20 protein-coding genes are annotated in these 22,733 nt (G+C 57.1%); 16 read left to right on the forward strand and 4 right to left on the reverse strand.

Annotation, left to right across the window (positions count from 1 at the left end):
* Positions 1 to 124 precede the first annotated feature (124 nt).
* Together ACFQ14_RS02555 and serA are read left to right on the forward strand one after the other, a co-directional pair.
* Positions 125 to 1,294, forward strand: a complete 1,170-nt coding sequence (locus tag ACFQ14_RS02555) for a phosphoserine transaminase (RefSeq protein WP_377211129.1) — start codon at positions 125 to 127, stop codon at positions 1,292 to 1,294.
* Positions 1,295 to 1,449: 155 nt separating this feature from the next.
* Positions 1,450 to 3,045 (forward strand): phosphoglycerate dehydrogenase, encoded by a 1,596-nt coding sequence (gene serA / locus ACFQ14_RS02560; protein WP_377211130.1) that lies wholly within the window; start codon positions 1,450 to 1,452, stop codon positions 3,043 to 3,045.
* Between the two features lie 15 nt (positions 3,046 to 3,060).
* On the opposite strand, the gene ACFQ14_RS02565 is transcribed toward serA, so the two are convergent.
* Positions 3,061 to 4,032 (reverse strand): DMT family transporter, encoded by a 972-nt coding sequence (locus ACFQ14_RS02565; RefSeq protein WP_377211131.1) that lies wholly within the window; start codon positions 4,030 to 4,032, stop codon positions 3,061 to 3,063.
* Positions 4,033 to 4,129: 97 nt separating this feature from the next.
* Between ACFQ14_RS02565 and ACFQ14_RS02570 the strand changes: the two genes are divergently transcribed.
* From ACFQ14_RS02570 to ACFQ14_RS02585, 4 genes are all read left to right on the forward strand, one after another.
* Positions 4,130 to 5,425 (forward strand): adenylosuccinate synthase, encoded by a 1,296-nt coding sequence (locus tag ACFQ14_RS02570; RefSeq protein ID WP_377211132.1) that lies wholly within the window; start codon positions 4,130 to 4,132, stop codon positions 5,423 to 5,425.
* A gap of 59 nt (positions 5,426 to 5,484) precedes the next feature.
* The gene (locus tag ACFQ14_RS02575) at positions 5,485 to 7,392 is read left to right on the forward strand and encodes a hypothetical protein (RefSeq protein ID WP_377211133.1); all 1,908 of its coding nucleotides are present in this window, start codon (positions 5,485 to 5,487) and stop codon (positions 7,390 to 7,392) included.
* A 243-nt stretch (positions 7,393 to 7,635) separates the two neighbouring features.
* Positions 7,636 to 8,439 carry an ABC transporter permease gene (locus ACFQ14_RS02580; RefSeq protein WP_377211134.1) on the forward strand — a complete coding sequence of 268 codons (804 nt, stop codon included), beginning with the start codon at positions 7,636 to 7,638 and terminating at the stop codon, positions 8,437 to 8,439.
* A 13-nt stretch (positions 8,440 to 8,452) separates the two neighbouring features.
* Positions 8,453 to 9,391, forward strand: coding sequence for an ABC transporter substrate-binding protein (locus ACFQ14_RS02585; RefSeq protein WP_377211135.1), 939 nt, complete (start codon positions 8,453 to 8,455; stop codon positions 9,389 to 9,391).
* An 851-nt stretch (positions 9,392 to 10,242) separates the two neighbouring features.
* On the opposite strand, the gene ACFQ14_RS02590 is transcribed toward ACFQ14_RS02585, so the two are convergent.
* The gene (locus tag ACFQ14_RS02590; protein ID WP_377211330.1) at positions 10,243 to 11,247 is read right to left on the reverse strand and encodes an RluA family pseudouridine synthase; all 1,005 of its coding nucleotides are present in this window, start codon (positions 11,245 to 11,247) and stop codon (positions 10,243 to 10,245) included.
* 63 nt (positions 11,248 to 11,310) lie between these two features.
* On the opposite strand from ACFQ14_RS02590, the gene ACFQ14_RS02595 reads away from it, so the two are divergent.
* On the forward strand, positions 11,311 to 11,673 hold the full coding sequence (locus ACFQ14_RS02595; RefSeq protein ID WP_377211136.1) for a DUF6476 family protein: 363 nt from the start codon (positions 11,311 to 11,313) through the stop codon (positions 11,671 to 11,673).
* Here ACFQ14_RS02595 and ACFQ14_RS02600 read toward each other — a convergent pair.
* Positions 11,670 to 12,842 (reverse strand): M20 aminoacylase family protein, encoded by a 1,173-nt coding sequence (locus ACFQ14_RS02600; RefSeq protein WP_377211137.1) that lies wholly within the window; start codon positions 12,840 to 12,842, stop codon positions 11,670 to 11,672. The genes ACFQ14_RS02595 and ACFQ14_RS02600 overlap by 4 nt on opposite strands.
* Before the next feature lie 132 nt (positions 12,843 to 12,974).
* Here ACFQ14_RS02600 and ACFQ14_RS02605 point away from each other — a divergent pair, with 132 nt between their 5' ends.
* The 7 genes from ACFQ14_RS02605 (at position 12,975) to tolB (ending at position 20,700) form a co-directional block, all read left to right on the forward strand.
* On the forward strand, positions 12,975 to 14,477 hold the full coding sequence (locus ACFQ14_RS02605; RefSeq protein WP_377211138.1) for a cryptochrome/photolyase family protein: 1,503 nt from the start codon (positions 12,975 to 12,977) through the stop codon (positions 14,475 to 14,477).
* Between the two features lie 249 nt (positions 14,478 to 14,726).
* Entirely contained in the window at positions 14,727 to 15,632 is a 906-nt protein-coding gene (gene rpoH / locus ACFQ14_RS02610) for an RNA polymerase sigma factor RpoH (RefSeq protein WP_377211139.1), read from the forward strand.
* 105 nt (positions 15,633 to 15,737) lie between these two features.
* Complete coding sequence (locus ACFQ14_RS02615) at positions 15,738 to 16,865, forward strand: NADH:flavin oxidoreductase (protein ID WP_377211140.1); 1,128 nt, start codon at positions 15,738 to 15,740, stop codon at positions 16,863 to 16,865.
* 205 nt (positions 16,866 to 17,070) lie between these two features.
* Positions 17,071 to 17,847, forward strand: a complete 777-nt coding sequence (gene tolQ, locus ACFQ14_RS02620) for a protein TolQ (protein WP_377211141.1) — start codon at positions 17,071 to 17,073, stop codon at positions 17,845 to 17,847.
* A 21-nt stretch (positions 17,848 to 17,868) separates the two neighbouring features.
* Positions 17,869 to 18,318 (forward strand): protein TolR, encoded by a 450-nt coding sequence (gene tolR, locus ACFQ14_RS02625; protein WP_377211142.1) that lies wholly within the window; start codon positions 17,869 to 17,871, stop codon positions 18,316 to 18,318.
* Between the two features lie 16 nt (positions 18,319 to 18,334).
* Complete coding sequence (locus tag ACFQ14_RS02630) at positions 18,335 to 19,354, forward strand: hypothetical protein (protein ID WP_377211143.1); 1,020 nt, start codon at positions 18,335 to 18,337, stop codon at positions 19,352 to 19,354.
* A 35-nt stretch (positions 19,355 to 19,389) separates the two neighbouring features.
* Positions 19,390 to 20,700, forward strand: a complete 1,311-nt coding sequence (tolB, locus tag ACFQ14_RS02635; protein WP_377211144.1) for a Tol-Pal system beta propeller repeat protein TolB — start codon at positions 19,390 to 19,392, stop codon at positions 20,698 to 20,700.
* 6 nt (positions 20,701 to 20,706) lie between these two features.
* Here the strand turns inward: tolB and ACFQ14_RS02640 are convergent, their stop codons facing one another.
* The gene (locus ACFQ14_RS02640; RefSeq protein ID WP_377211145.1) at positions 20,707 to 21,477 is read right to left on the reverse strand and encodes a BKACE family enzyme; all 771 of its coding nucleotides are present in this window, start codon (positions 21,475 to 21,477) and stop codon (positions 20,707 to 20,709) included.
* 198 nt (positions 21,478 to 21,675) lie between these two features.
* On the opposite strand from ACFQ14_RS02640, the gene ACFQ14_RS02645 reads away from it, so the two are divergent.
* Positions 21,676 to 22,062 (forward strand): flagellar export protein FliJ, encoded by a 387-nt coding sequence (locus tag ACFQ14_RS02645; protein WP_377211146.1) that lies wholly within the window; start codon positions 21,676 to 21,678, stop codon positions 22,060 to 22,062.
* 151 nt (positions 22,063 to 22,213) lie between these two features.
* Positions 22,214 to 22,729, forward strand: a complete 516-nt coding sequence (gene ruvC / locus ACFQ14_RS02650) for a crossover junction endodeoxyribonuclease RuvC (RefSeq protein WP_377211147.1) — start codon at positions 22,214 to 22,216, stop codon at positions 22,727 to 22,729.
* Positions 22,730 to 22,733: the final 4 nt, after the last annotated feature.

Consider the following 22,733-nt stretch of genomic DNA (forward strand, 5'->3'; position numbering starts at 1 on the left):
AAAATTTACGACATTTGGTCAACCATTCGCGTCATTTTCTCTTGACGCGAATTCGATCCTCCAATAGCTGCGTCCGTGGGACACCTCTCCCCAACGAGAGGCTAGCTATCTGGAAGGATAGGATATGACTGAAAGACATGACGTCGCGACGCCACAAGTGCGTCCGCGCAACCCCCAATTTTCTTCTGGCCCTTGCACGAAACGACCCGGTTGGTCGCTCGATGCGCTTGGCGATGCGGCGCTTGGCCGTTCGCATCGTGCATCTGTGGGCAAATCCAAACTCAAACAGGCCATCGAGTTGACCCGCGAAGTGCTGGGCGTGCCGGACGATTACCGCATTGGCATCGTTCCGGCCTCGGATACGGGCGCTTACGAAATGGCGATGTGGTCGCTGCTTGGCGAACGCCCGGCCACCATGGTCGCGTGGGAGAGTTTTGGCGCTGGCTGGGTGACGGATGCCGTCAAACAGCTCAAGCTTGACGATGCCACCATCGTGACCGCGCCCTATGGCGAAATCGCTGATATGGCCGCGCTGGACTATGACCAAGATGTTGGGTTCACATGGAACGGCACAACGTCCGGCGTGAAAATGCCCAACGGCGATATGATCCCCGCTGACCGCAAAGGGCTGACGATTTGCGATGCAACGTCTGCGGCTTTCGCGCAGCCCTTGCCCTTCGACAAGCTCGATGTGGTGACGTTCTCTTGGCAGAAGGTAATGGGTGGCGAAGCGGCCCACGGCATGCTGATCCTTTCGCCCCGCGCTGTTGAGCGGCTTGAAAATTACACCCCGCCATGGCCGCTGCCGAAGATTTTCCGCATGACGAAGGGTGGCAAACTCATCGAAGGCATTTTCGTTGGTGAGACGATCAACACACCCTCCATGCTGTGCGTCGAAGATTACATAGATACGCTGGAATGGGCGCAGGGACTTGGCGGCTTACCGGCATTGCACGCCCGCTGCGATGCCAATGCGCAAGTCTTGCACGACTGGGTGGCGAAGACGGACTGGGTGGAAAACCTCGCCGTTGATCCAGACACACGGTCCAACACGTCCGTTTGCCTTTCGATCACGGACCCGGACGTGGCGGCGATGGAAGAGGCGGATCAACGTGCGTTTGTGAAAGCCATGACCACGGCGCTCGAAAAAGAGGGCGTTGCGCTGGACATTGGCGGCTACCGCGATGCGCCTCCGGGCCTGCGGGTGTGGTGTGGCGCGACGGTTGAAACAGCCGACGTTGAAGCGCTAACGCCATGGCTTGATTGGGCCTTTGCACAGGCCAAAGGCGATTAAACTTCCTTACCTCCCCTTTGCGGGGAGGTCGAAACTGCAAATCAGTTTCGGGTGGGGACATTCGCTCAGAAACCCAATCTCCCCCACCCGGATCAGCTTCGCTTCTCCGGCCTCCCCAAAAGGGCGAGGCAAACCAATTTCGAAAGACAAAACCGATGACCAAACCCAAAGTTCTCGTATCCGATAAACTGTCCGAAACCGCCGTCAATATTTTCCGCGATAACGGCTGTGACGTCGATTTCCAGCCCGATTTGGGTAAAGACAAAGACGCTCTGTTGGCCGTGATTGACCAATATGATGGCCTCGCTATTCGCTCCGCCACAAGAGTAACAGAGAAAATCATCGACGCCGCCACCAATCTGAAAGTGATTGGCCGCGCGGGCATTGGTGTCGATAACGTGGATATCAAAGCCGCCTCCCGTCGCGGCATCATCGTGATGAACACGCCCTTCGGCAACTCGATCACCACAGCGGAACACGCTATTTCGATGATGATGGCCGTGGCCCGTCAAATTCCTTCGGCGGACGCCTCCACGCAGGCAGGCAAGTGGGAAAAATCGAAATTCATGGGTGTTGAGCTGACCGGCAAGACGCTCGGTCTGATCGGTGCGGGCAACATTGGCTCCATCGTCGCTGACCGTGCGCAAGGGATGAAAATGCGGGTTGTCGCGTTTGACCCCTATCTGACGGACGAGAAAGCCGAGCGCCTTGGCATTGAGAAGGTGGAGATGGATGAACTGCTGGCCCGCGCTGATTTCATTACGCTGCACACGCCGCTGACCGATAAGACCAAAAACATCATCGACGCCGCCGCCATCGCCAAAATGAAAGACGGCGTGCGAATCGTGAACTGCGCGCGCGGCGGTTTGATCGTCGAGGCTGATCTGGCGGAGGCGATCAAGTCGGGCAAAGTCGCTGGCGCCGGTATCGACGTCTTCGAGGTGGAACCTGCCACGGACAGCGTGCTGTTTGGCCTGCCCAACGTGGTCTGTACCCCACATCTCGGCGCTGCAACGACAGAGGCACAGGAGAATGTTGCCGTGCAGGTGGCCGAACAGATGGCCGCCTATCTGACCCGCGGCGCCGTTTCCAACGCGCTCAACATGCCGTCCATCACCGCGGAGGAAGCACCGCGCCTGACGCCGTTCGTTAAACTCGCTGAAACGCTGGGTTCTTTCGTGGGGCAGGTTACGGAGAGCGCAATCAAAGATGTGCAAATTCTCTATGACGGTCATGTCTCGGAGATGAACACCAAGGCGCTGTCTTCGGCTGTGCTTGCGGGATTGCTACGGCCCCAAATGGCTGATGTGAATATGGTCTCCGCGCCGGTGATGGCGAGCGAACGCGGTATCCGCCTGATGGAGATTAACCGCGCGAAAAGCGGCGTCTTTGATGGTTATATTCGCATTGATGTGACCACGGCGACGACGACGCGCTCAATTGCTGGAACGGTGTTTTCCGACGGAAAGCCGCGCTTCATCCAGATCAAGGGCATCAACATGGAGGCTGAAGCCGGGCCGCACATGCTCTACACAACCAACGGCGACACACCTGGCATTATCGGCAAGCTGGGCACCATGTTTGGCGAAGCCGGCATCAACATTGCCAACTTTTATCTCGGTCGTAACAAGCCGGGCGGTGATGCGATTGCGCTTGTGGAATTGGACGCACCCGTGCCGGATGATTTCCTGGAGAAACTGCAAGGACATCCGGATATCACCAGCGCCAAACCGCTTGAATTTACGTTCTAGTGCTTGATCGATCGCTCAGCGGGTGCCCCGCTGGGCGATCAGCACACCGCCGACAACGAGGCAAAACGCTAGCGCGTGATACGGATAGAGCTGTTCGCCCAGCATCATGACCGACAAAATAGCGGCGAAGACGGGTACAAGATTGATGAAAATGCCCGCCCGATTGGCCCCAATCGCGGCAACGCCCGCCAGGAAGAAGCCTTGCGAGACGAGCGAGGGGAAAATGCCCGCATAGGCGACCACGGCTGCGCCTTGGAACGTTGTGGGAAACAGCAATTCACCACGCGCCATTTCGTAGAACAGGCCAAAGCTGGCGAACACGACGCCGCCGGCGATGAGGCTTGCGAGAAAACTCTGCCAGTGGATATCAGGCTTTGCGCGAAGGCCGACTGAATAGGCAGCGTAGAAAATTCCGCCGCCCAGCATGATCAGATCGCCCCGGTTTAGCCCGCTCGTCCCTTCCAGCAACGCAAGGGGTGTTCCGTTCGTGGCCGTGACGATGACGCCGATCACAGTCAGGGCGTAGCCGATGATTTGCAGGCTTTGAATGCTGGTGCGGTAGACAAGAAAACTGATCACGAAGATGAAAAACGGCATCGCCGTTTGCTCAATCGTGATGTTGATGGCGCTGGTATAGTGCAGGGCGGAATACAGCGCGAAGTTGAAAGCGGTGTAGCCGAAGCCGCCCATCATCAGCAGATAAAACCACCGCTGTTTGAGTTTTTGCCAATCGTTGGCGATGTGGGCGCGGCCTATAATGCCGATGATTGTAAGGGCAATGGCCCAGCGCCCGAAAGTCAGCACCATTGGCGAGACGTGATCGATGGCGAATTTTCCCGCAATTGCATTGCCGCCCCAGAACAGGGCGGTGATGGTGAGCAGCAAATAGGGGTTTTTGAAAATAGCGGGCATGAAAGGGATTGAAAGCGTCTGGGCAGGTGTCAGCGTTAATGTGCGGCGGGGGAAGGGGCAAGCGCTTGATTGCATGAGGTGGGCAAAGCCTCGCTTGCGCCCTTGACCTTCGCGGCGCAAAGGCCGAAACGAACAGCGCTTTTTCGCGGGCTCGCAAGCAAGGAATTCAGGCATGGCCAATGTGGTTGTCGTAGGCTCCCAATGGGGTGATGAAGGCAAGGGCAAAATCGTCGACTGGTTGTCGGAACGCGCCGACTTGGTTGTTCGTTTCCAAGGTGGGCACAATGCTGGCCATACGCTGGTCATTGATGGGGTTAGCTATAAGCTGTCGCTGCTTCCTTCGGGTGTTGTGCGGCCCGGCAAAATGGGTGTGATCGGAAACGGCGTGGTCATCGATCCCCATGCGCTCGTTGCCGAAATTGGCCGATTGGCAGAGCAGGGTGTCACCATCTCGCCGGACAATCTGCGCATCGCTGACAACGCAACGCTCATCCTGTCGCTACACCGTGATCTGGACGGATTGCGTGAGGACGCTGCGAAGTCTGGCACGAAGATTGGCACGACGCGCCGCGGCATTGGCCCGGCCTATGAAGATAAAGTCGGTCGCCGCGCCGTTCGCGTGATGGATCTGGCAAATCTCGAAAGCCTGCCTGCGAAAATCGAGCGACTGCTGGCGCACCATAACGCCTTGCTGCGCGGCTTTGGTGAGCCTGAAGTCTCGGTTGAGACTATCTTAGAAGAATTGACCTCGGTTGCCGACAAAATCCTTCCGTTTCGCGAGAGTGTCTGGAAACTGCTGGATGAAGCCAAGCGCAGTGGCAAGCGCATCCTGTTTGAAGGCGCGCAGGGCACGCTTCTGGATATCGACCACGGAACCTATCCGTTCGTCACATCTTCTAATGTGGTGGCAGGACAAGCTGCTGCGGGTTCTGGTGTCGGGCCTGGCTCTTTGAACTTTATTCTCGGCATCACGAAGGCTTATACGACCCGCGTGGGCGAAGGGCCGTTTCCGACAGAGCAGCAAAACGAAGTTGGGCAATTGCTCGGCGAACGCGGCCATGAATTTGGTACTGTGACAGGCCGCAAGCGACGCTGCGGCTGGTTTGATGCCGCACTGGTGCGCCAAGCTGTGAAGGTCAACGGCATCACTGGCATCGCGCTTACGAAGTTGGATGTGCTCGATGGTATGGAAGAGCTAAAAATTTGCACTGGCTATAAAATTGATGGTCGCGAGATTGATTACCTTCCTGCAAGCCAGGGCGAGCAGGCGCGGGTTGAGCCGATTTACGAGACATTGGAAGGCTGGAATGAGCCAACTGTGGGGGCTCGGAGTTGGGCTGATCTGCCAGCGCAGGCGGTTAAATACGTGCGCCATATCGAAGAATTGATTGGCGCACCGGTCACGATGCTGTCGACATCGCCAGAGCGCGAGGACACGATACTTGTTGATGACCCTTTTCATGATTAGGTTCGGGAGGCTTGGCGCTGAATAGTCAGGCTGGGCACGTTACAGGAATTTGATGGTTCATGGCTGACTATTTCGCCGTACTTCAGCGAACCCTTGCAGGGTTTGACTCCCCGCAAGAGCAATTGCGCGAAAAACTGTATGAGCGCGCGCGGCTGACCATTCGGCGTCAGTTGGATGGCCGTACCCCCGCGCCAAGCCCAGAAGCCGTGACGGCCGAAATGGCTAAACTTGAGAAGGCGATTGCTGATATTGAGCTTGAGTATAGCGGTTCGGTGATATCGGAAGATGATCTGGAGCAGGCTGTTGAACCAGAATCTCCGTCAGAGCCAACGCGAGAGCCTGAACTAGAACCGGATCCAGATCCGGAGCCGGAGCCTGTTGCTGAAGCTCCTGCGGAGCCGGAGCCTGAACCTGAACCTGAACCTGAATCTGAACCTGAGCCCGAAATAGTGAAAGAGGTTCTGCCAGAGCCTGAGCCAGAGCCTGAGCCTGAAGCGGTTGAGGAAACTTCGCCAATTCCGGTTTTCACCCCGGATCCAGAACCTGTACCCGAACCAGAGCCAGCGCCCACGCCTGAACCAGAGACGCCTGTGGCCGCTGAAGTGGCATCAGATCCCATCGCCGCAGCTTTGGTTGATTTCACAAAGGCGGATGCGGAAAGGAAGGCTGAAAAGACGACCGGGGATGTGGTTGAAGCTGCAAGGTCTCTCCAACAAGTGCCGCAGCCTGAGTTTGAAAGTGCGGCAGCCAGCGCGGTGCAGCGGGCCTTGGCAGAGATGCCAACTGCCGCGACATTGACAGACAAGCCCCTGAGCTTGGAGCCGGAATCATCCATTCAGGCCGATTTGAGCGCAGGTGCCGCTAAACAAGACTACACCGATCCCGCTGCTGACTTGTCAGGGCCGCGCGTTGCCGATGCCTCGCGGCCAACGCTTCCCAAATCTGATCCGTCCTTGGCTGAATTGAGCCCTGTAAACTTTGGTGCGAGCAGTGCGGATGAGTTGGCGATACCACCAGCGCCCGGTTTGGGCGGCGGCGAAGTGCGCAAAAAGAAAAGCCGCTGGTTGCTCTGGCTGCTGCTTTTGTTGGTCATTCTAGGCGGCCTTGGAGCGGCCTACATTACTTTCAAAGATCAAGTCATGCAGACATTGGGTCTGGCGGAACAGACGGCGACGGCACCTCCGACCAAGGTGAAAACCATCAAAGTTACGCCGCCATCAGAAGACGAGCCTGCGACCGAAGAAGAAACCGCCGAACCAGCGCCAGAACCAGCGCCAGAAGCGGAACCGGCACCGGAGCCGAAAAACGAGGTTCGCCTAACCGAAGATGGAGAAGAGGTTGCGCCGGAGGCAACAGCTCCGACGATCGCGCCTGAGCAAACCGAAGCTGCGCCGGCGACAGAGCAAACTGCCGATGCCGCAACCGGAATTCGTGCGTTCCTTTACGAAGAAGACGCCGCCAGCGGCACGAGCAGTGTGGATACAGGCTCGGTTTCGTGGAGCGTCGTGCAGGAAAGCCCCGGTCCTGGTAAGCCTGAAGAACCCGCCATCCGTGCGCAAATTGAAATTCCCGAGCGCAAGACCGTTCTTATCATGACGATCAAGCGCAACACCGACCCAAGCCTATCGGCCAGCCATCTGATCGACATCATCTTCGCGGTTCCTGATGATTTTTCGGGCGGCGCGATTGAAGAGATCAACCGCATTGTGATGAAGGAAACCGAGGAAGGACGCGGCGAAACGCTGACTGCCGCCTCGGTGAAAATTCAAAGCGGTATTTTCCTTATCGCGCTGGACAATGCCGAAGCGTCACGCAAAGCCAATGTAGATCTTTTGAAAGCGCGGGGCTGGATTGATATTCCGGTGCAATACCGCACGGGCCGTCGCGCTCTGGTGACGATTGAAAAAGGCAGCGAGGGCGAGCGTGTTTTTCAGGAAGTTTTCGCCGTTTGGGATCGGGCAATCTAAGCGGCTAATCTGTCTTGCAATCTGCGAATATTTCGCACACAAATATCGTGTTCCAAGGGGTGTCGCTTCCGGCGGCTGAGATGGCATCGGCCAAACCCTTGATCGGCTTTCCTGGAAAGCTGATCGGGAACCTGATCCGGGTCATGCCGGCGAAGGGACGGGAAAAGACGAGCGCCTTACAAGGCGCACTCCGCTTCTCTAAAATTCGCAGCACGGCCGCAAATTGAGCGGGAACAGTGTGCCGTGCGCGAGCTAAATGCCACCATCAAGCCGAAAACTGAAGGCGTTAGCAATTCAATCCTGCGCGGATTTGCGGTTGCGGCTTTTTTGGTTGGGCTTTGGTGGCTCGGCGTTGCTGTGTTTGAGCCTGCACCATTCATCCTACCAGGGCCGGAGCGCGTTCTGGTCAGCCTTGTCGCGCAATCCTCCTCGCTCGCCTATCACGCGGGCATCACGCTGGCAGAAATTCTGATCGGCCTTGCGCTCGGCATCGTCCTTGGCACGTCAACTGCGCTTCTGGTCAACGCATTTCCCTTCGCCCGCCGCACGATCATGCCGGTGCTGGTGGCGAGCCAGGCACTGCCGGTTTTTGCCATCGCGCCGCTGCTGATCTTGTGGTTCGGTCTTGGGCTGGGCTCAAAAATCGCGATGGCCACGCTCATAATCTACTTCCCGATCGCTTCGGCGTTGAACGACGGTTTGGCGCGGGCCGAAGGTTCGCTCATCGATCTTGCGCGGCTGTGTGGGGCAAGACCGTGGCAGACGCTGGTGCATTTTCGCCTGCCTGCGGCCATGCCGTCGCTCGCCTCCGGCATCCGTGTTGCAGCGACCGTGGCGCCCATTGGTGCGGTGGTTGGAGAATGGGTCGGGGCGGCGGCTGGCATCGGTTACATCATCAATCAGGCCAATGCCCGGATGCAGACGGATACCGTCTTCGCCGGTCTGGTCGTTCTCATCATCATGGTCATCGCGCTGCGGCTGCTCGTCGATATGGCGCTTGACCGTCTCGTCCATTGGGCTCCGCGCAGCATCGCGTCACCCGCTTAACAGGAGAAAATCCATGTCTTTCTTTCGCCTTTTTCTGGTCGCTGCCTTCGCGGCGCTGGCCGTTCTGCCCGCACGAGCGGAAAAGCTGACCGTTTACCTCGACTGGTTCGTGAATCCCGGCCACGCGCCCTTGGTGATTGCTGAAACCCAAGGCTATTTCGCCGAACAAGGGTTGGAGGTCGAAATCGTCCCGCCCAGCGACCCCAGCGCGCCGCCACGGCTGATTGCTGCGGGGCAGGGGGACATCGCGATTTCGTACCAGCCACAATTGCATGTGCAGGTGGCTGAGGGCCTGCCGCTGACGCGCATTGGAACGCTTGTTGAAACGCCGCTCAATTCGTTGGTTGTTCTGGCCGATGGTCCGATCAAGCAGATTGCTGATTTTAAGGGCAAGAAGGTTGGCTTTTCGGTCGGTGGGTTTGAAGACGCGCTGCTCGGCGCGATGCTGAAAACGCATGGTGTTGAACTGTCAGAGGTTGAACTCATCAACATCAATTTCGCGTTGTCGCCTTCGCTCATCACCGGAGCGGTAGATGGTGTTATCGGCGCGTTTCGGAATTTCGAATTGAACCAGTTGGATTTGGAAAAGCGTCCCGGCATTGCGTTTTACCCTGAGGAGCATGGTGTGCCGGTTTACGACGAACTGATTTTCGTCGTGAACAACGAGCGATTGGACGATCCGCGTTTCAGGAAGTTCATGTTGGCCATCGAGAAAGCCGCACTATACCTCACAAACGATTCTGACGCCGCTTTGGCCGCCTTCCTGAAAGCCTATCCCGACCTCGACAACGAGTTGAACCGCCGCGCATGGGTCGACACGCTGCCCCGCTTCGCCAAACGCCCCGCGGCTCTGGACAGCGGACGCTACGAGCGTTTTGCGGATTTCATGAAGGCGAGTGGTCTCATCAAAGAAACCGTGCCGCTTGAAAGCTACGCCGTGGAGTTGCGATAGGGTGTTTTGAGGCCTGTGCCATAGCAAACGGCGGGGTGCATTCTTTCGATTGAAGGCGACTATGCGAAAAGCCAACAACGAAGCACCGCACCGCAATTCGTCATCCCGGAGACGCCGGAGGCGGAGTCCGGGATCCAATGCTGAGAGCGTTGCCCGCGCGGCTCTGGGTTCCGGGTTCTGGCAATGCCAGCCTCGGAATGACGGTGGTGGAGTGAGGGGAAATCGAAAAAGACTTATTCACGCTTCCTCCCCTTCCTCTAACCTCGCCGCCATCTCGTGCGTAAGAACGGTGGCGTCGGTCCGGCTTCGTCATGCGCAAGGGGCCGGTATGTAACTGGGGGCGATGACCGGATCGCATCCCAAAGTGCACGTCACCCAGTTTCCAGCGCCATTCGGTTAAAGCCCGAAGGTCACGCGGTCGTTGCTCCCATGGGCTGAAAAGGTCCATGCAAACGCAGTCGGAAGGGTAGTCGTAAAAATATCGGGTGGAGCGGGCGGCAGCCTGCCACACAAACACACAACAGACACGGCGGACTTCCGCCCGCTCCATCAGTTCTGCCAGAAGGGTGGAAAGCAGCATCCTCTCGCGGACGGTTCGTCCGGCGGAGATGCGAACGCACGTCCTCTATCTACAATCCGTCATCACGGAGTCGCCTGAGCCGGAATCCGTGATCCAGCACCGAGAGGCCCACCCACGCCGAACTGGGTTTCGGGTTTTGGCTGCCCCAGCCCGGTAATGACGGCGGGTGGGTCTGGAGCGACAGGTGGTGGATATCGGATAACGGCGGGAGTGTGTTGGCTTGCTATAGCGAGGCCGCGCATTCCCTAGGCACGCCAGCGCCAACAATCACTCAGTCGCTAACCGATAGGGCTTCCAGCAGATTTTGCATGTCTTGCGGCAGGCCGGCTTCGAAGCGCACACTTTTGCCGGTTGAGGGGTGGCGGAAGCCGAGGGTCTGGGCGTGGAGCGCTTGGCGGTGGAAGGTTTTCAGCACCGCGCGCCCCGCTTCCGGCAATCGGCTTTCGCGGGTGGCGAAGTGTTTGCCGTAAACCGGATCGCCGAGCAGCGGATGGCCAATATGGGCCATGTGAACGCGGATCTGGTGGGTGCGGCCCGTCTCCAGTTCGCAGCGGGTGAGGCTGGCTAGAAACTCCCCGTCATTCTTCGGGTCGGGAATACGCTTGAGGAGTTCAAAATGAGTGATCGCTTCTTTCGCGTCCGGCTTGGTGATGTCCACGACTGCGCGTTTCAATCGGTCGTTCGGGTGGCGGCCCAGAGCCGCGTCAACCGTGCCCTTCATGCGCGATGGTGCGCCCCAGACGAGGGCGAGATAGGCGCGTTCCAGTGGGCCGGTTCGTCCATGATCTGCGAATTGCTCCTGCAGATCGAGATGGGCGCGGTAGCTTTTGGCAACCACCATCACGCCGCTGGTTTCCTTGTCGAGCCGGTGGACAATGCCGGGGCGGCGCACCCCGCCAATGCCTGAAAGTGAGCCTTCGCAGTGATAGAGCAGGGCGTTGACAAGCGTGCCGGACCAATTGCCCGGCGCGGGGTGGACGACCATGCCTGCTGGCTTGTTGATGACGATCAGATCGGCGTCTTCGTGAAGGATTTCGAGCGGGATCGGTTCCGGCTGCGGAATGGCTTCTTCGGCCTCTGGCATCAGCCAGCGCACCACGTCGTCGGTCTTGATCCTGGTTGATGTCCCCGGTGGCACAACGCCGTTGATCGTCACGTGGCCTTGGCGCACCAGCGCCTGCACGCGGGCGCGGGAGATATCGTCAGGCGCATTGGCGGCAATGAAAAGGTCTACGCGTTTGCCATCGGCCTCGGCAGGCACAAGTAGCGCTTCCATTTGCCCGGCAGGGGCTTTATCAGCTTCACTCAACAGCCAGCTCCCGCATGACGAAAATTATCCATGACCGATCTGCCCCAAGAAGACGAACCGCTTGATCCCAAAGTAGAGGCGATCCGCCGCAAAATGGTGCGCCTGCTCGCCGTATCGGGTGGGATCATGATGATCGGGCTTATGACGGTGCTGGCGGCGATTGTCTACCGCGTGAACCGCGCGGACCCTGATGAGGCTGCCGCTGCGGCTGCCAGCGTGAACGCGCCCTTGCCGCCGCAATCGGCCATTGCGTTGCCCGCGGGAAGTGAAATCTTGCACACGGCGTTTGAAGGCAACCGTATAATGCTGACGGTGCGGGAGGCTTCCGGCTCCCGCACCATCTTGATCTATGAAGCCAATGGCGGGCTGTTGAGCCGCATCGACCTGCGCTAGGCGCTGGCGGGCATGCTCTTCTCGATGATCCGGGCCCAATAGCTGGAGCCGACGGGGATGGCCTCGTCGTTGAAATCATATTCCTCGTGGTGGAGGCCAGCCGTGTCTCCGTTGCCCATGAAGATGAAGGCACCGGGGCGGGCTTCCAGCATATAGGAGAAATCCTCGCCGCCCATGACGGGCAATTGCTCGGTGTCCACGCGGCCTTTGCCGACGACTTCTTCCGCCGCTTCGACGGCGAACTGAGTCTGTTCGGCGTGGTTGACGGTTGCCGGATAGCCTTCTTTGATGTGGATGGTCACTTCCGCGCCGTAGGCGCTGGCGATGCCATTCACCACTTCATGCAGACGATCGACAATCAAGTTACGCACGTCGCGGTCAAGTGTGCGAATAGTGCCCCAGAACTTCGCTTCCTGCGGTATCACGTTATAGGCCTTGCCAGCCTCAATGGCGGTGACGGACAGAACGCCGGAGGAGAGCGGGTCTACGTTGCGCGAAACGATGGACTGCAAGGCCTGCACCATCTGCGTGGCAATGATGATTGGGTCGTTGCCGTTGTGCGGCATGGCGGCGTGGGCGCCACGCCCATTGACGGTGATCGTGAACTCGTCTGTTGCGGCCATGATCGGGCCGGTGCGGATGGCGAATTCTCCCACGGGCAGGCCCGGCATGTTGTGGAGGCCATAGACTTCCTGGATGCCGAATTTGTCCATCATGCCGTCGTCGACCATAGCTTTGCCGCCAGCGCCGCCCTCTTCGGCAGGTTGGAAGATAACGACGGCGGTGCCGTCGAAATTTCGGGTCTCGGCCAGATATTTGGCTGCGCCCAGCAACATGGCGGTGTGACCATCATGGCCGCAGGCGTGCATCTTGCCTTCGTATTTGGATTTGTATGGCAGGTCGCGCTTTTCAACGATGGGGAGGGCATCCATGTCGGCGCGCATGCCAACGACTTTGCCGGAGCCATTCTGGCGGCCCTTGATGATGCCAACGACGCCGGTGCGGCCAATGCCGGTGACGATTTCGTCGCAGCCGAATTCCTTCAACTTGGCTTCCACCAATGCCGCCGTTTCCTCTACATCATAGAGCAGGCCGGGGTGCTGATGGATTTCACGACGCCATTCGGCAACTTCGTCGGAAAGGTCTGCGATGCGGTTGTTGACGGGCATGGGAAAGCTCCTGCGATCATTCGATTGACCTTCAAGATGGCGGTTAGCGAAGCCGCGTGCAAGGTGACAAATTGAGCTTTCCCGCCACCTTTCGGGCGTTTGTGCGTTGGGGATTTTGAGCAGGAGAAAATAATGAAAAAAGCTGCACTGATATTCCCGCACCAGCTGTATGACGATCACCCCGCGCTGGAAGGCGTATCTAAGGTGCTTCTGTTGGAAGAGCCGTTGTTCTTCCGCGATCCGACCTATCCCGCGAAAATGCACAAGCAGAAACTCGCCTATCACCGCACGACGATGACGCACTACGCTCAGAGTATGAAAGACAGCGGTGTGGACGTGCGTCATATCGAGACGCGAGAGGAGGCGGATTTTGTCTCTGTCGAATTGGGAAAGCTGGTGGAAGACGGTGTCTCGGACATCGTGGTGTGCGATGTGCACGATTTCACCCTCAACAAACGGCTGCGCAAAGCCGCGGAAGCGCACGGCCTAACCTTGGAGGTGCTGGACAGCCCCGCTTTCATCAACACGCCGGAACTGAACGCAGACTATCGGGCGGGCAAAAAGCGCTGGTTCATGGCTGATTATTACAAGTTTCAGCGCAAGCGGCTGAAAGTGATGGTCGACGATGATGGCGAACCGGAAGGCGGGCAATGGAGCTTTGACGAGGATAACCGCAAGAAGGTGCCAAAAAAACTGCTCGGCTCCCTGCCACACATACCCATGCGCAAGGGCGATGATGTGGATGCGGCGTCGCAGGAGTGGGTCGAAGCGAATTTCGCCGACAATCCCGGCGCGCTTAATACACTGGTCTATCCTGTTACCCACAAACAGGCGCAGACGTGGTTGCAGGCGTTTCTTGAAGAGCGGTTTCACGATTTCGGGCCTTACGAAGATGCGATCTTGGAGGGCGAAAGCTGGCTTTGGCATTCGGTGCTGACGCCGATGCTGAACACTGGCTTGCTGACCCCAAGACAGATCATCAACGAAACTCTGGCCTTTGCGCAGAAAAACGAAGTGCCGCTCAATTCACTGGAAGGTTTCATTCGTCAAATCATCGGCTGGCGCGAATTCATGCGGGCGACCTATGACGATCTCGGTGTGAAAATGCGCACGACCAACCATTGGAACCACATGCGCAAACTGCCGGACAGTTTTTATGACGGCACCACCGGCGTGCTTCCCGTCGATGATGCGATCAAACGGCTCAACGAGACCGCCTATTGCCATCATATCGAGCGGTTGATGGTGCTTGGCGGGTTCATGTTCCTGTGCGAGATCGACCCGGATGATATCTACCGTTGGTTCATGGAGATGTTTATCGACAGCTACGATTGGGTGATGGTGCCGAACGTCTATGCGATGAGCCAGAATGCTGATGGCGGGTTGATAACCACCAAGCCGTATTTCTCCGGCTCTGCCTATGTGAAGAAAATGAGCCATTACACGGGCAAGGAAAACGAAGGCGAATGGGCCACGATCTGGGACGGACTGTATTGGCGCTGGATCAACAAGCATAAAGATGAGCTTTCTAAAAACCCCCGCTGGGCCATGATGTGCGCTCAGGTGCGCAAAATGGATGAAGCGAAGCTTCAAGGGCATCTGGAGCGTTCAGAGACGTTCTTGAAGGGGCTTTGACGTGCCATTTTGCCCAATTGCACAAAAATTTACATTGAATTAAGCAAACGAAATCATATAGATATGCGATTTTCACTCTTTCATCGTATTTTACCGATGAAAGATCCGAAAATAGCCCTATATGGGAACTAGACAGAACGACAGGTGTTTTGCATCTGCAAGTGCTGATCACTGACCGGCATCAGAAAGAGGAAGATGTCGGCGGCTCGCCTGAATGGGGGCCGGAACTAAGAAAGAGGAAAAATAGATATGGCCAATACGATGCCAACAATTTCCGCAAGTGCGAACGGTATGCAGCGCTATATGGAGGAGATTCGCAAATTCCCCATGCTGACGCCGGACGAAGAATATATGCTCGGCAAGCGCTTTGCCGAACACGATGACACCGAGGCTGCCCACAAGCTGGTGACGAGCCATCTGCGTCTCGTGGCGAAAATCGCCATGGGTTATCGCGGCTATGGCTTGCCCATGTCGGAAGTGATTTCCGAGGGCAATGTGGGCCTGATGCAGGCGGTGAAGAAATTTGACCCCGAGCGTGGCTTCCGCCTCGCGACCTATGCCATGTGGTGGATCAAGGCTTCCATTCAGGAATACGTCCTGCGCTCTTGGAGCCTTGTGAAAATGGGCACGACCGCCAACCAGAAGCGGCTTTTCTTTAACCTTCGTAAGTTGAAGGGCAAGATGAAGGCGCTGGAAGACGGCGACCTGACCCACGATCACACCCAGAAGATCGCCAAAACTCTCGGTGTATCCGAGGAAGAAGTGCGGTCGATGAACCAGCGCCTTTCCGGCGACGCATCGCTCAACGCGCCGATCCGCGCGGCTGAAGGCGAAAGCGGGCAGTGGCAGGACTGGCTGGTGGACGAGAGCGAAAACCAGGAAGACATGCTGGTGAAGCAGGACGAACTGGAAGCACGCCGCGAAATGCTGGGCGATGCGATGGAAGTCCTGAACGAGCGCGAACAGCGCATTTTCACAGCGCGTCGTCTCTCGGAAGATCCGCTGACGCTGGAGCAATTGTCAGGCGAGTTCGACATTTCCCGCGAGCGGGTGCGCCAAATTGAAGTCCGCGCTTTCGAGAAGGTCCAAAAGGCCATGCTGAACGCTGCAAAAGAATTGGCAAAGCCAGTTCCGCAACTCGAAGCGGCCCAATAATCAGGGCTATAAATCCGACGAGAGGCCGACCTATGGGTCGGCCTTTTTCGTTTCCAACCCATGTTTTTTTAAGAGCAGTGCTCGTTTTCAATTGAGACCCAGTTCATGACCCAAACCCACACAGATGCGACCGATATCCTTTTTCAACCTTTCAAATTGAAGTCGCTGGCGATGCAGAATCGCGTCGTCATGGCGCCGATGACGCGGGTTTTCTCGCCGGGTGGTGTGCCGAAGACAAATGTTGCCGATTACTACCGCCGCCGCGCGGCTGGTGATGTCGGGCTGATCCTTTCCGAAGGCACGGTGATCGACAGGCCGACTTCCAAAAATGAGGAAGGGATTCCAGATTTTCACGGACAGGAAGCGCTTGCCGGCTGGAAGCAGGTGATCGATGGCGTTCATGAGGCGGGGGGTAAAATGGGCCCACAGATCTGGCACACCGGCTCGAACTGGGGGCAGAGCAAATGGGTGCCTCCCCATGAGGTTGAGAGCCCGTCTGGCTTGATTGGCCCTGACAATCCTCGCGGTAAGGCGATGAGCGATGAAGACGTGACCGACACGATCGCTGCCTATGCGAAAGCTGCTGGAGAAGCGAAAAGCCTTGGCTTCGACATGGTCGAACTGCACGGCGCGCACGGCTATCTCATTGACCAGTTTTTCTGGGAAGGCACTAATTTGCGCGATGATCGCTGGGGTGGGGCCACGCTGAAAGAGCGTTCGCGTTTCGCCGCTGAAGTGGTGAAGGCAACGCGGGCTGCGGTGGGCGATGATTTCCCGATTGCGCTGCGCGTAAGCCAGTGGAAACAGCAGGATTACAAGGTGCGCCTGGCGGAAACACCGGATGCCATGACCGACTGGCTGATGCCGTTGGTTGAGGCGGGTGCCGACATGCTGCACTGCTCCCAGCGGCGTTTCTGGGAGCCGGAATTTCCCGAGATTGATGGAGCTGAAGGGCTGAACTTCGCCGGTTGGGTGAAAAAGTTGACCGGCGCAACGACGATTTCTGTCGGCTCCGTTGGCCTGTCAGGCGACTTCTTCGGCGCGTTCGGTGGCAAGTCATCGCAGCCAACCGAACTGGATGGACTGGTGCAGCGCATGGAGCGCGACGAGTTTGATTTGATCGCGGTGGGGCGGGCCATTTTGGCGGACCCGAATTGGGTGTCGAAGGTAAAAGGCACCAACCCGGAGCCGCATATCGAGTTCAAGCCCGAGGCGTTTGCCGAATTGACCTGACAAAACAAGCGAGGCGAATGTGCGTTTGAACAATGCGCGCATCGCCTCATTTCCTAACACTTCGTTAACCATAAATCGTGCACTTTACGGCTAACTGTTCGCGGCCGGATGTGCGTGTCATGGTTTCACCAAGATTAACGCTAGAGCATAAGGGCCGGCAGGAAGCCGCATCGCGATTGCCCCTCTTTTTACTAGTGATTTAATGATGAACCGTTTGCTTAGCCGCGCCAGTGTTACGGCCCTTTTGTTCAGCTTGCTTGCAAGCGCTGGTTTTGCCCAAGAGGTGCAGTCCAGCGGGTTGGAGGCGACAGTCGACACATCGCTGATCGGCCTGTTCATGGAAGCGGGGCTGATTGTTAAAATCGTAATGATCGGGCTTATCCTCGCATCCGTGTGGTGCTGGGCGATCATCGTGGACAAGTGGCTGGCCTTCTCGCGCATGAAGAAGCAGATCGATTTGTTTGAGCAGACCTTCTGGTCAGGGCAAAGCTTGGAGAATCTCTACCAGACGCTAAACGGTCGCCCCGTTTCCGGCATGAGCGCATTGTTCGTCGCCGCTATGGGCGAATGGAAGCGGTCTTTCGAACGCAACGCCCGTTCGCCCATCGGCTTGCAGACCCGCATCGACAAGGTGCTGGATGTGTCGCTGGCGCGGGAAATGGAAAAAATGGAAAAGCGGCTGATGTTCTTGGCAACCCTCGGTTCTGCCGCTCCCTTCGTTGGATTGTTCGGTACGGTTGTTGGCATCATGACGTCATTTCAGGCGATTGCAGGCTCGAAATCCACAAGCCTTGCGGTGGTTGCACCCGGCATCGCGGAGGCGCTGCTGGCCACCGCCCTTGGCCTGTTGGCGGCCATTCCGGCGACCATCGCCTACAACAAACTCTCCGCCGATGCGGCGAAGATTTCGACGCGCTTGGAAGGTTTTGCCGATGAGTTCTCGGCCATACTTTCGCGCCAAATTGATGAGACGGCTGCATAGAGCCAAACGAGGAGCGACCCGATGGGAATGTCTGTAGGCGGTTCCGGTGTTTCCGGCGGACGTCGTCGGCGCGCCAAGCGCCACCAACCGATCAGCGAAATCAACGTCACGCCCTTTGTGGACGTGATGCTGGTTCTGCTCATCATCTTCATGGTCGCTGCTCCGTTGCTGACGGTAGGTGTTCCGATTGATCTGCCTGAGACGCAGGCAAAGCAGCTCAATCAGGAGACGCAGCCGATCACGATTTCTGTCAACAACGAAGGCAAAATCTATCTTCAGGAAACGGAAATCGTAGCTTCTGAACTCGTGCCCAAGCTGCAGGCGATTGCCAAAAACGGCTACGACGAGCGCCTTTACGTGCGCGGTGATCGAACCACGAATTATGGTGTCGTGATGCAGGTTATGGGTCTTCTCAATCAGGCTGGTTTCAGGAAAATCGGCCTTGTGACATTGCAGGAGCAAGAGGGCTGACGCCCGCGCGCAATCCATGAAAGCAGGTCTTACAACATCGGTGGTTGCTCATATTGGAGCGTTTGCTTTTGGCGTAATGTCGTTGTCGACGCCAGCGCCGCTTAGCGTTGCCGAGGTTGAGGCACTGCCCATCGATATCATTCCGATTGAAAGCATCACGAAGACGATTGAGGGTGAGAGAAAAGCCGATCCTTCCCCTACACCTTCTGTGAAGCCGACGACCCGTCCAGAAACGGTGCCGGATGCTCAAAATGTCGGTGACGCTGACAATGACAAGAAAGCTGATGCACCCGAGCCTGCGCCAAAGCCAGCCGTTGAGAAGGCAGAAGCGCCTGCTGCCAAGCCAGAGCCCGTAGCACCAACGCCAAAGCCAACACCCGTGCCCACACCGGAAGTTGCGCCCAAGCCGGAGCCGAAGACTGATATTGCAAAGCTTGCCGAAGACGCGATTGAACCAGCGGCAGAAGAGCCCAAAGAAGAGACGTTTGAAAAGCCAGAGCGTGTTGTCACACCCAAGCAGCGACCAACACGGCCGCAGCCTCAGCAAGCAAAGACGAACGACCGCAAGGACGAAAAAAAGCCAACCAAACAGGCCTCAAAGAAATCTGACAAAAAGGCCAATGACGAAATTGCCATGTTGCTGAACAAGGAAGAATCTTCCGCTGGTGGCGCAAAACGATCAGACAAGAAGGCTGGCCTTGGGGCGAAAAAGGGCAACAACAACGCGAAGATGTCCCAGAGCGAATTGGATGCTTTGCGCGGTCAGATTCAGCAGTGTTGGAGCGTGATGGGAATTGCTGGCTTGCCAGGCGCGGAGGCTCTTCGCGCACGGGTGGAGTTTCGCCTGGACCGTTCTGGCGCCATTGAAGGGCGCCCTAAAGCGACTGCAACAGGGGGTGACAACCGCCTTAACCGCACATTTGCAGGCGGTGCTCGCCGTGCTGTGATGTCTTGCGCGCCTTACCGATTGCCCGCCGACAAGTATGACACATGGTCCGATGTCGTTGTGAATTTCAGCCTTAAAGATATGCTCTAAGCAAAAGCCAAATCCAGAAAGTGACGAACCAACTGATGATGAAATTTTTGCGCCCTGCCATTGCATTCGTTGCTCTGTTTACGCTTGCGCTTGCCACGCTTACGCCAGCGCAAGCGCGTATTGAAATCGACATCACAAAAGGCAATGCCGAGCCACTGCCGATTGCGATTGTGCCGTTTCTTGGCTCGTCTGAATTGGGTCAAAAAATTTCCGCAGTGGTGGAAGCAGACTTGAAACGATCCGGCCTGTTTGAGCCAATTTCGCAAGCAGCTTTCATTGAGCGAATTTCAGATTCCAACGCAACGCCCCGTTTTGCCGATTGGACAGCCATTCGTGCGCAAGCCCTGGTCACGGGGCAGGTTGTAAGCGAGGGTGGCAACCGCTTCCGCACGGAATTTCGTCTCTGGGACACGGCTGCGAATGAGCAAATCACGGGGCAGCAATATTCTACCAATCCGCAAAACTGGCGGCGTGTGGCGCACATCATTGCGGACACAATTTACGAATCGCTGACGGGCGAGAAGGGCTATTTCGATACGCGCATCGTGTTTGTGGACGAGACCGGTCCGAAGTCGAACCGCAAAAAGCGGCTTGCGATTATGGATCAAGATGGTGCCAATGTGCGCTATCTGACCAATGGCAACGATCTGGTTCTGACGCCGCGTTTTTCACCATCGCGTCAGGAAATCACATACATGTCGTTTGAGGGCGGCCAGCCGCGCGTCTATCTGCTCAACATCGAGACAGGTCAGCGCGAAGCCGTGGGCAATTTTGACAATATGACGTTCTCGCCGCGCTTTTCGCCAGACGGGCAGCGGGTGATCATGAGCCTGAACGCCGACGGCAATTCCAATATTTATACAATGGACCTGCGGTCGCGCCGCACGACACGGCTGACAAACACGACCGCCATCGACACTTCACCCTCCTATTCACCGGATGGCAGCCGGATCGTCTTTGAGTCCGACCGTGGCGGGCGGCAGCAGCTTTATGTGATGGGTGCGGACGGCTCTAACCCACAGCGTATATCCTTCGGTTCCGGTTCCTATTCGACACCCGTATGGTCGCCCCGTGGCGATCTGATCGCCTTTACGAAGCAATCTGGCGGCAAATTTCTGATTGGCGTTATGCGGCCTGACGGCAAGGGCGAGCGCATTCTGACCGAGGGCTTTCACAATGAAGGCCCGACATGGGCGCCCAATGGGCGCACGTTGATGTTCTTCCGCGATGTACGGGGTGCTGGTGGCCCAACGCTTCATTCAATCGACCTTACGGGTTTCAACGAATTGAAGGTGCCAACGCCGTCCTTCGCTTCGGATCCGGCATGGTCGCCTTTGCTGGATTGATGCGGCCTAAATCAGCGAGGTTAGTTCCCGCACCCGTTCTGCATTGTTCTGGGCGATCGAGCCGTCGGAATTGAAAAGCGAGTTTTCAAAACCAATGCGGGCCTTCCCGCCGCTGTTCAAAGCGTGAAGCAGGCAATTGGTTTCTTGATGGCCAAATGCGCAGCATGCCCAATCGGTCTGAAGCTCGGATTTTTCCAGTGCTTCAATAAACGGGTTGAGATCGGACGGTTCGCTCTGTTGAGCGTGGGAATAGCGGCCAAGAACGAACAGGAGCGTCAGCCCATCAGTGGGAATAACATCGGTGGCTACCAAATTTGCAAGACGGGTGATTTCTTTGGCCTCGTACACAATATGCTGAACCGAAATTTGCGCTTCTTGTGCCCATGCGTAGAAGCTGGCGGCCTCCTTTGTGTTGTTGTCTGGAACCATTTCCTTCAAAGCGATTGAAACAAATTTGGGCTGCACCGCTCGTACAAGTGCACGTTGCTGATCTGGGGTGTAGCGGCCAACGGCCTCGGTGGTGATTTGAACTGCCATATCGGGTACAGCGTTTTTCATTTCGCTGAGCAATTCGGTGTAAAGGCCCGCATCCAAGACGTGGCGGCCAGTATCGTCACGTACATGGGCGTGGAGAGCTTGTGCTCCAGCTTTGAAGCAGGCTTTGGCGGTGGCAACCGTTTCCGCGATTGTCATCGGCAGTGCGGGGTGGTCTGCTTTGGTTTTGTGGGCTCCGTTCGGAGCAACCATGATCTTTGGCAGATGTGTGGTGGTGGACATTTTTCCTCTTGGACGTGCGAGAATCGGGCGAAATTGCGAATATTGTGCCCATGGTGGACTGCTCTTTGCCCGCGTGGAAACAATTTTAACAATTTGACGGCACAGTGGCTGGATGCGCGGTGGTGTTTGCACCGGGCCAAGATCGGCGGTGTATGCGTCGGTTCCGAGTAACACGCAGGACTTGCAGGAGTATTGAGTATGAAGTCGCGTGAAAGTGTGCTGCGCCTGAAACGTTTTCAGGTGCAGGAAAAGGCCCGACAGGTGGCCCAGATCGAGACGATGATTGCGGAATTTGACCGCATGGCAGCGGATCTCGATAGCCAAATTGCATATGAAGAGAAAAAAGCGGGGATCGATGATGTCGACCACTTCGCTTATCCGACCTTCGCAAAGGCTGCGCGGTTGCGCCGGGAAAACCTGACAACATCCATCAACGATTTGAAAGAACAGCATGCTGCGGCAAAGCTGGCACTTTCCGACGTTGAGGAAGAACTCGTCAAAGTCGAAAAGCTCGAAGAGCGTGACGGCAAATCGACAGAGCCCGAAAAAGGTCCGGACCCGCTCGCTGCGGGGATGATCGGATAGTCTGCTTTGCGCCGGCGTCTTGTCGGCGGAAATACTTAATACCTGCGTGGAAGTGCAACGGGTTTTGCCCGTGCGCTTCCCTGCGAGCGTTTGCGGTTGGACCGGCTTCTGGTAGGGACGGGCAAAGAGTGATTTGCACCCAAGGAAGCGCGTGACCGACACCATCCGCATTATCGGTATTGACCCCGGCCTGCGCTTTACCGGTTGGGGCGTGGTGGAAAGCCAGGGTTCCAGCTTGCGGTTTATTGCTGCTGGCACGGTAAAGAGCGATGCGAAGGCCGACCTCGCCTCGCGGCTGTGCCAACTGCACGATGGCTTGGCGGATGTGCTGCATGGCCACCAACCACACGAAGCTGCGGTTGAAAACACGTTCGTCAACAAAGATGCTGGCGCGACGCTGAAACTTGGCCAGGCGCGAGGCATTGCCATGCTCGTGCCAGCGAGGGCAGGTCTTCGGGTTGCCGAATATGCGCCCAATGCGGTGAAAAAGGCCGTGATCGGTGTTGGCCACGGCGATAAAAAGCAAATTCAGTTGATGGTCGGTATGTTGTTGCCGAAAGCGACGTGGGACAGCGATGATGCTGCCGATGCGCTCGCAATCGCCATCTGCCACGCGCACCATCGCGGAGGAGCTGGTGCGCGGATTGCAGCGGCTGCGGCGCGGTGAATGT

It is taken from the genome of Pseudahrensia aquimaris, from assembly GCF_042676045.1.
Taxonomy (GTDB): domain Bacteria; phylum Pseudomonadota; class Alphaproteobacteria; order Rhizobiales; family Rhizobiaceae; genus Pseudahrensia; species Pseudahrensia aquimaris.

Bases quoted from the DNA above. Each gene is read 5' to 3' on its own strand.
- ACFQ14_RS02555 (WP_377211129.1), top strand. From the start codon at position 125: ATGACTGAAAGACATGACGTCGCGACGCCACAAGTGCGTCCGCGCAAC.
- serA (WP_377211130.1), top strand. From the start codon at position 1,450: ATGACCAAACCCAAAGTTCTCGTATCCGATAAACTGTCCGAAACCGCC.
- ACFQ14_RS02565 (WP_377211131.1), bottom strand. From the start codon at position 4,032: ATGCAATCAAGCGCTTGCCCCTTCCCCCGCCGCACATTAACGCTGACA.
- ACFQ14_RS02570 (WP_377211132.1), top strand. From the start codon at position 4,130: ATGGCCAATGTGGTTGTCGTAGGCTCCCAATGGGGTGATGAAGGCAAG.
- ACFQ14_RS02575 (WP_377211133.1), top strand. From the start codon at position 5,485: ATGGCTGACTATTTCGCCGTACTTCAGCGAACCCTTGCAGGGTTTGAC.
- ACFQ14_RS02585 (WP_377211135.1), top strand. From the start codon at position 8,453: ATGTCTTTCTTTCGCCTTTTTCTGGTCGCTGCCTTCGCGGCGCTGGCC.
- ACFQ14_RS02590 (WP_377211330.1), bottom strand. From the start codon at position 11,247: ATGGAAGCGCTACTTGTGCCTGCCGAGGCCGATGGCAAACGCGTAGAC.
- ACFQ14_RS02595 (WP_377211136.1), top strand. From the start codon at position 11,311: ATGACCGATCTGCCCCAAGAAGACGAACCGCTTGATCCCAAAGTAGAG.
- ACFQ14_RS02600 (WP_377211137.1), bottom strand. From the start codon at position 12,842: ATGCCCGTCAACAACCGCATCGCAGACCTTTCCGACGAAGTTGCCGAA.
- ACFQ14_RS02605 (WP_377211138.1), top strand. From the start codon at position 12,975: ATGAAAAAAGCTGCACTGATATTCCCGCACCAGCTGTATGACGATCAC.
- rpoH (WP_377211139.1), top strand. From the start codon at position 14,727: ATGGCCAATACGATGCCAACAATTTCCGCAAGTGCGAACGGTATGCAG.
- ACFQ14_RS02615 (WP_377211140.1), top strand. From the start codon at position 15,738: ATGACCCAAACCCACACAGATGCGACCGATATCCTTTTTCAACCTTTC.
- tolQ (WP_377211141.1), top strand. From the start codon at position 17,071: ATGAACCGTTTGCTTAGCCGCGCCAGTGTTACGGCCCTTTTGTTCAGC.
- tolR (WP_377211142.1), top strand. From the start codon at position 17,869: ATGGGAATGTCTGTAGGCGGTTCCGGTGTTTCCGGCGGACGTCGTCGG.
- ACFQ14_RS02630 (WP_377211143.1), top strand. From the start codon at position 18,335: ATGAAAGCAGGTCTTACAACATCGGTGGTTGCTCATATTGGAGCGTTT.
- tolB (WP_377211144.1), top strand. From the start codon at position 19,390: ATGATGAAATTTTTGCGCCCTGCCATTGCATTCGTTGCTCTGTTTACG.
- ACFQ14_RS02640 (WP_377211145.1), bottom strand. From the start codon at position 21,477: ATGTCCACCACCACACATCTGCCAAAGATCATGGTTGCTCCGAACGGA.
- ACFQ14_RS02645 (WP_377211146.1), top strand. From the start codon at position 21,676: ATGAAGTCGCGTGAAAGTGTGCTGCGCCTGAAACGTTTTCAGGTGCAG.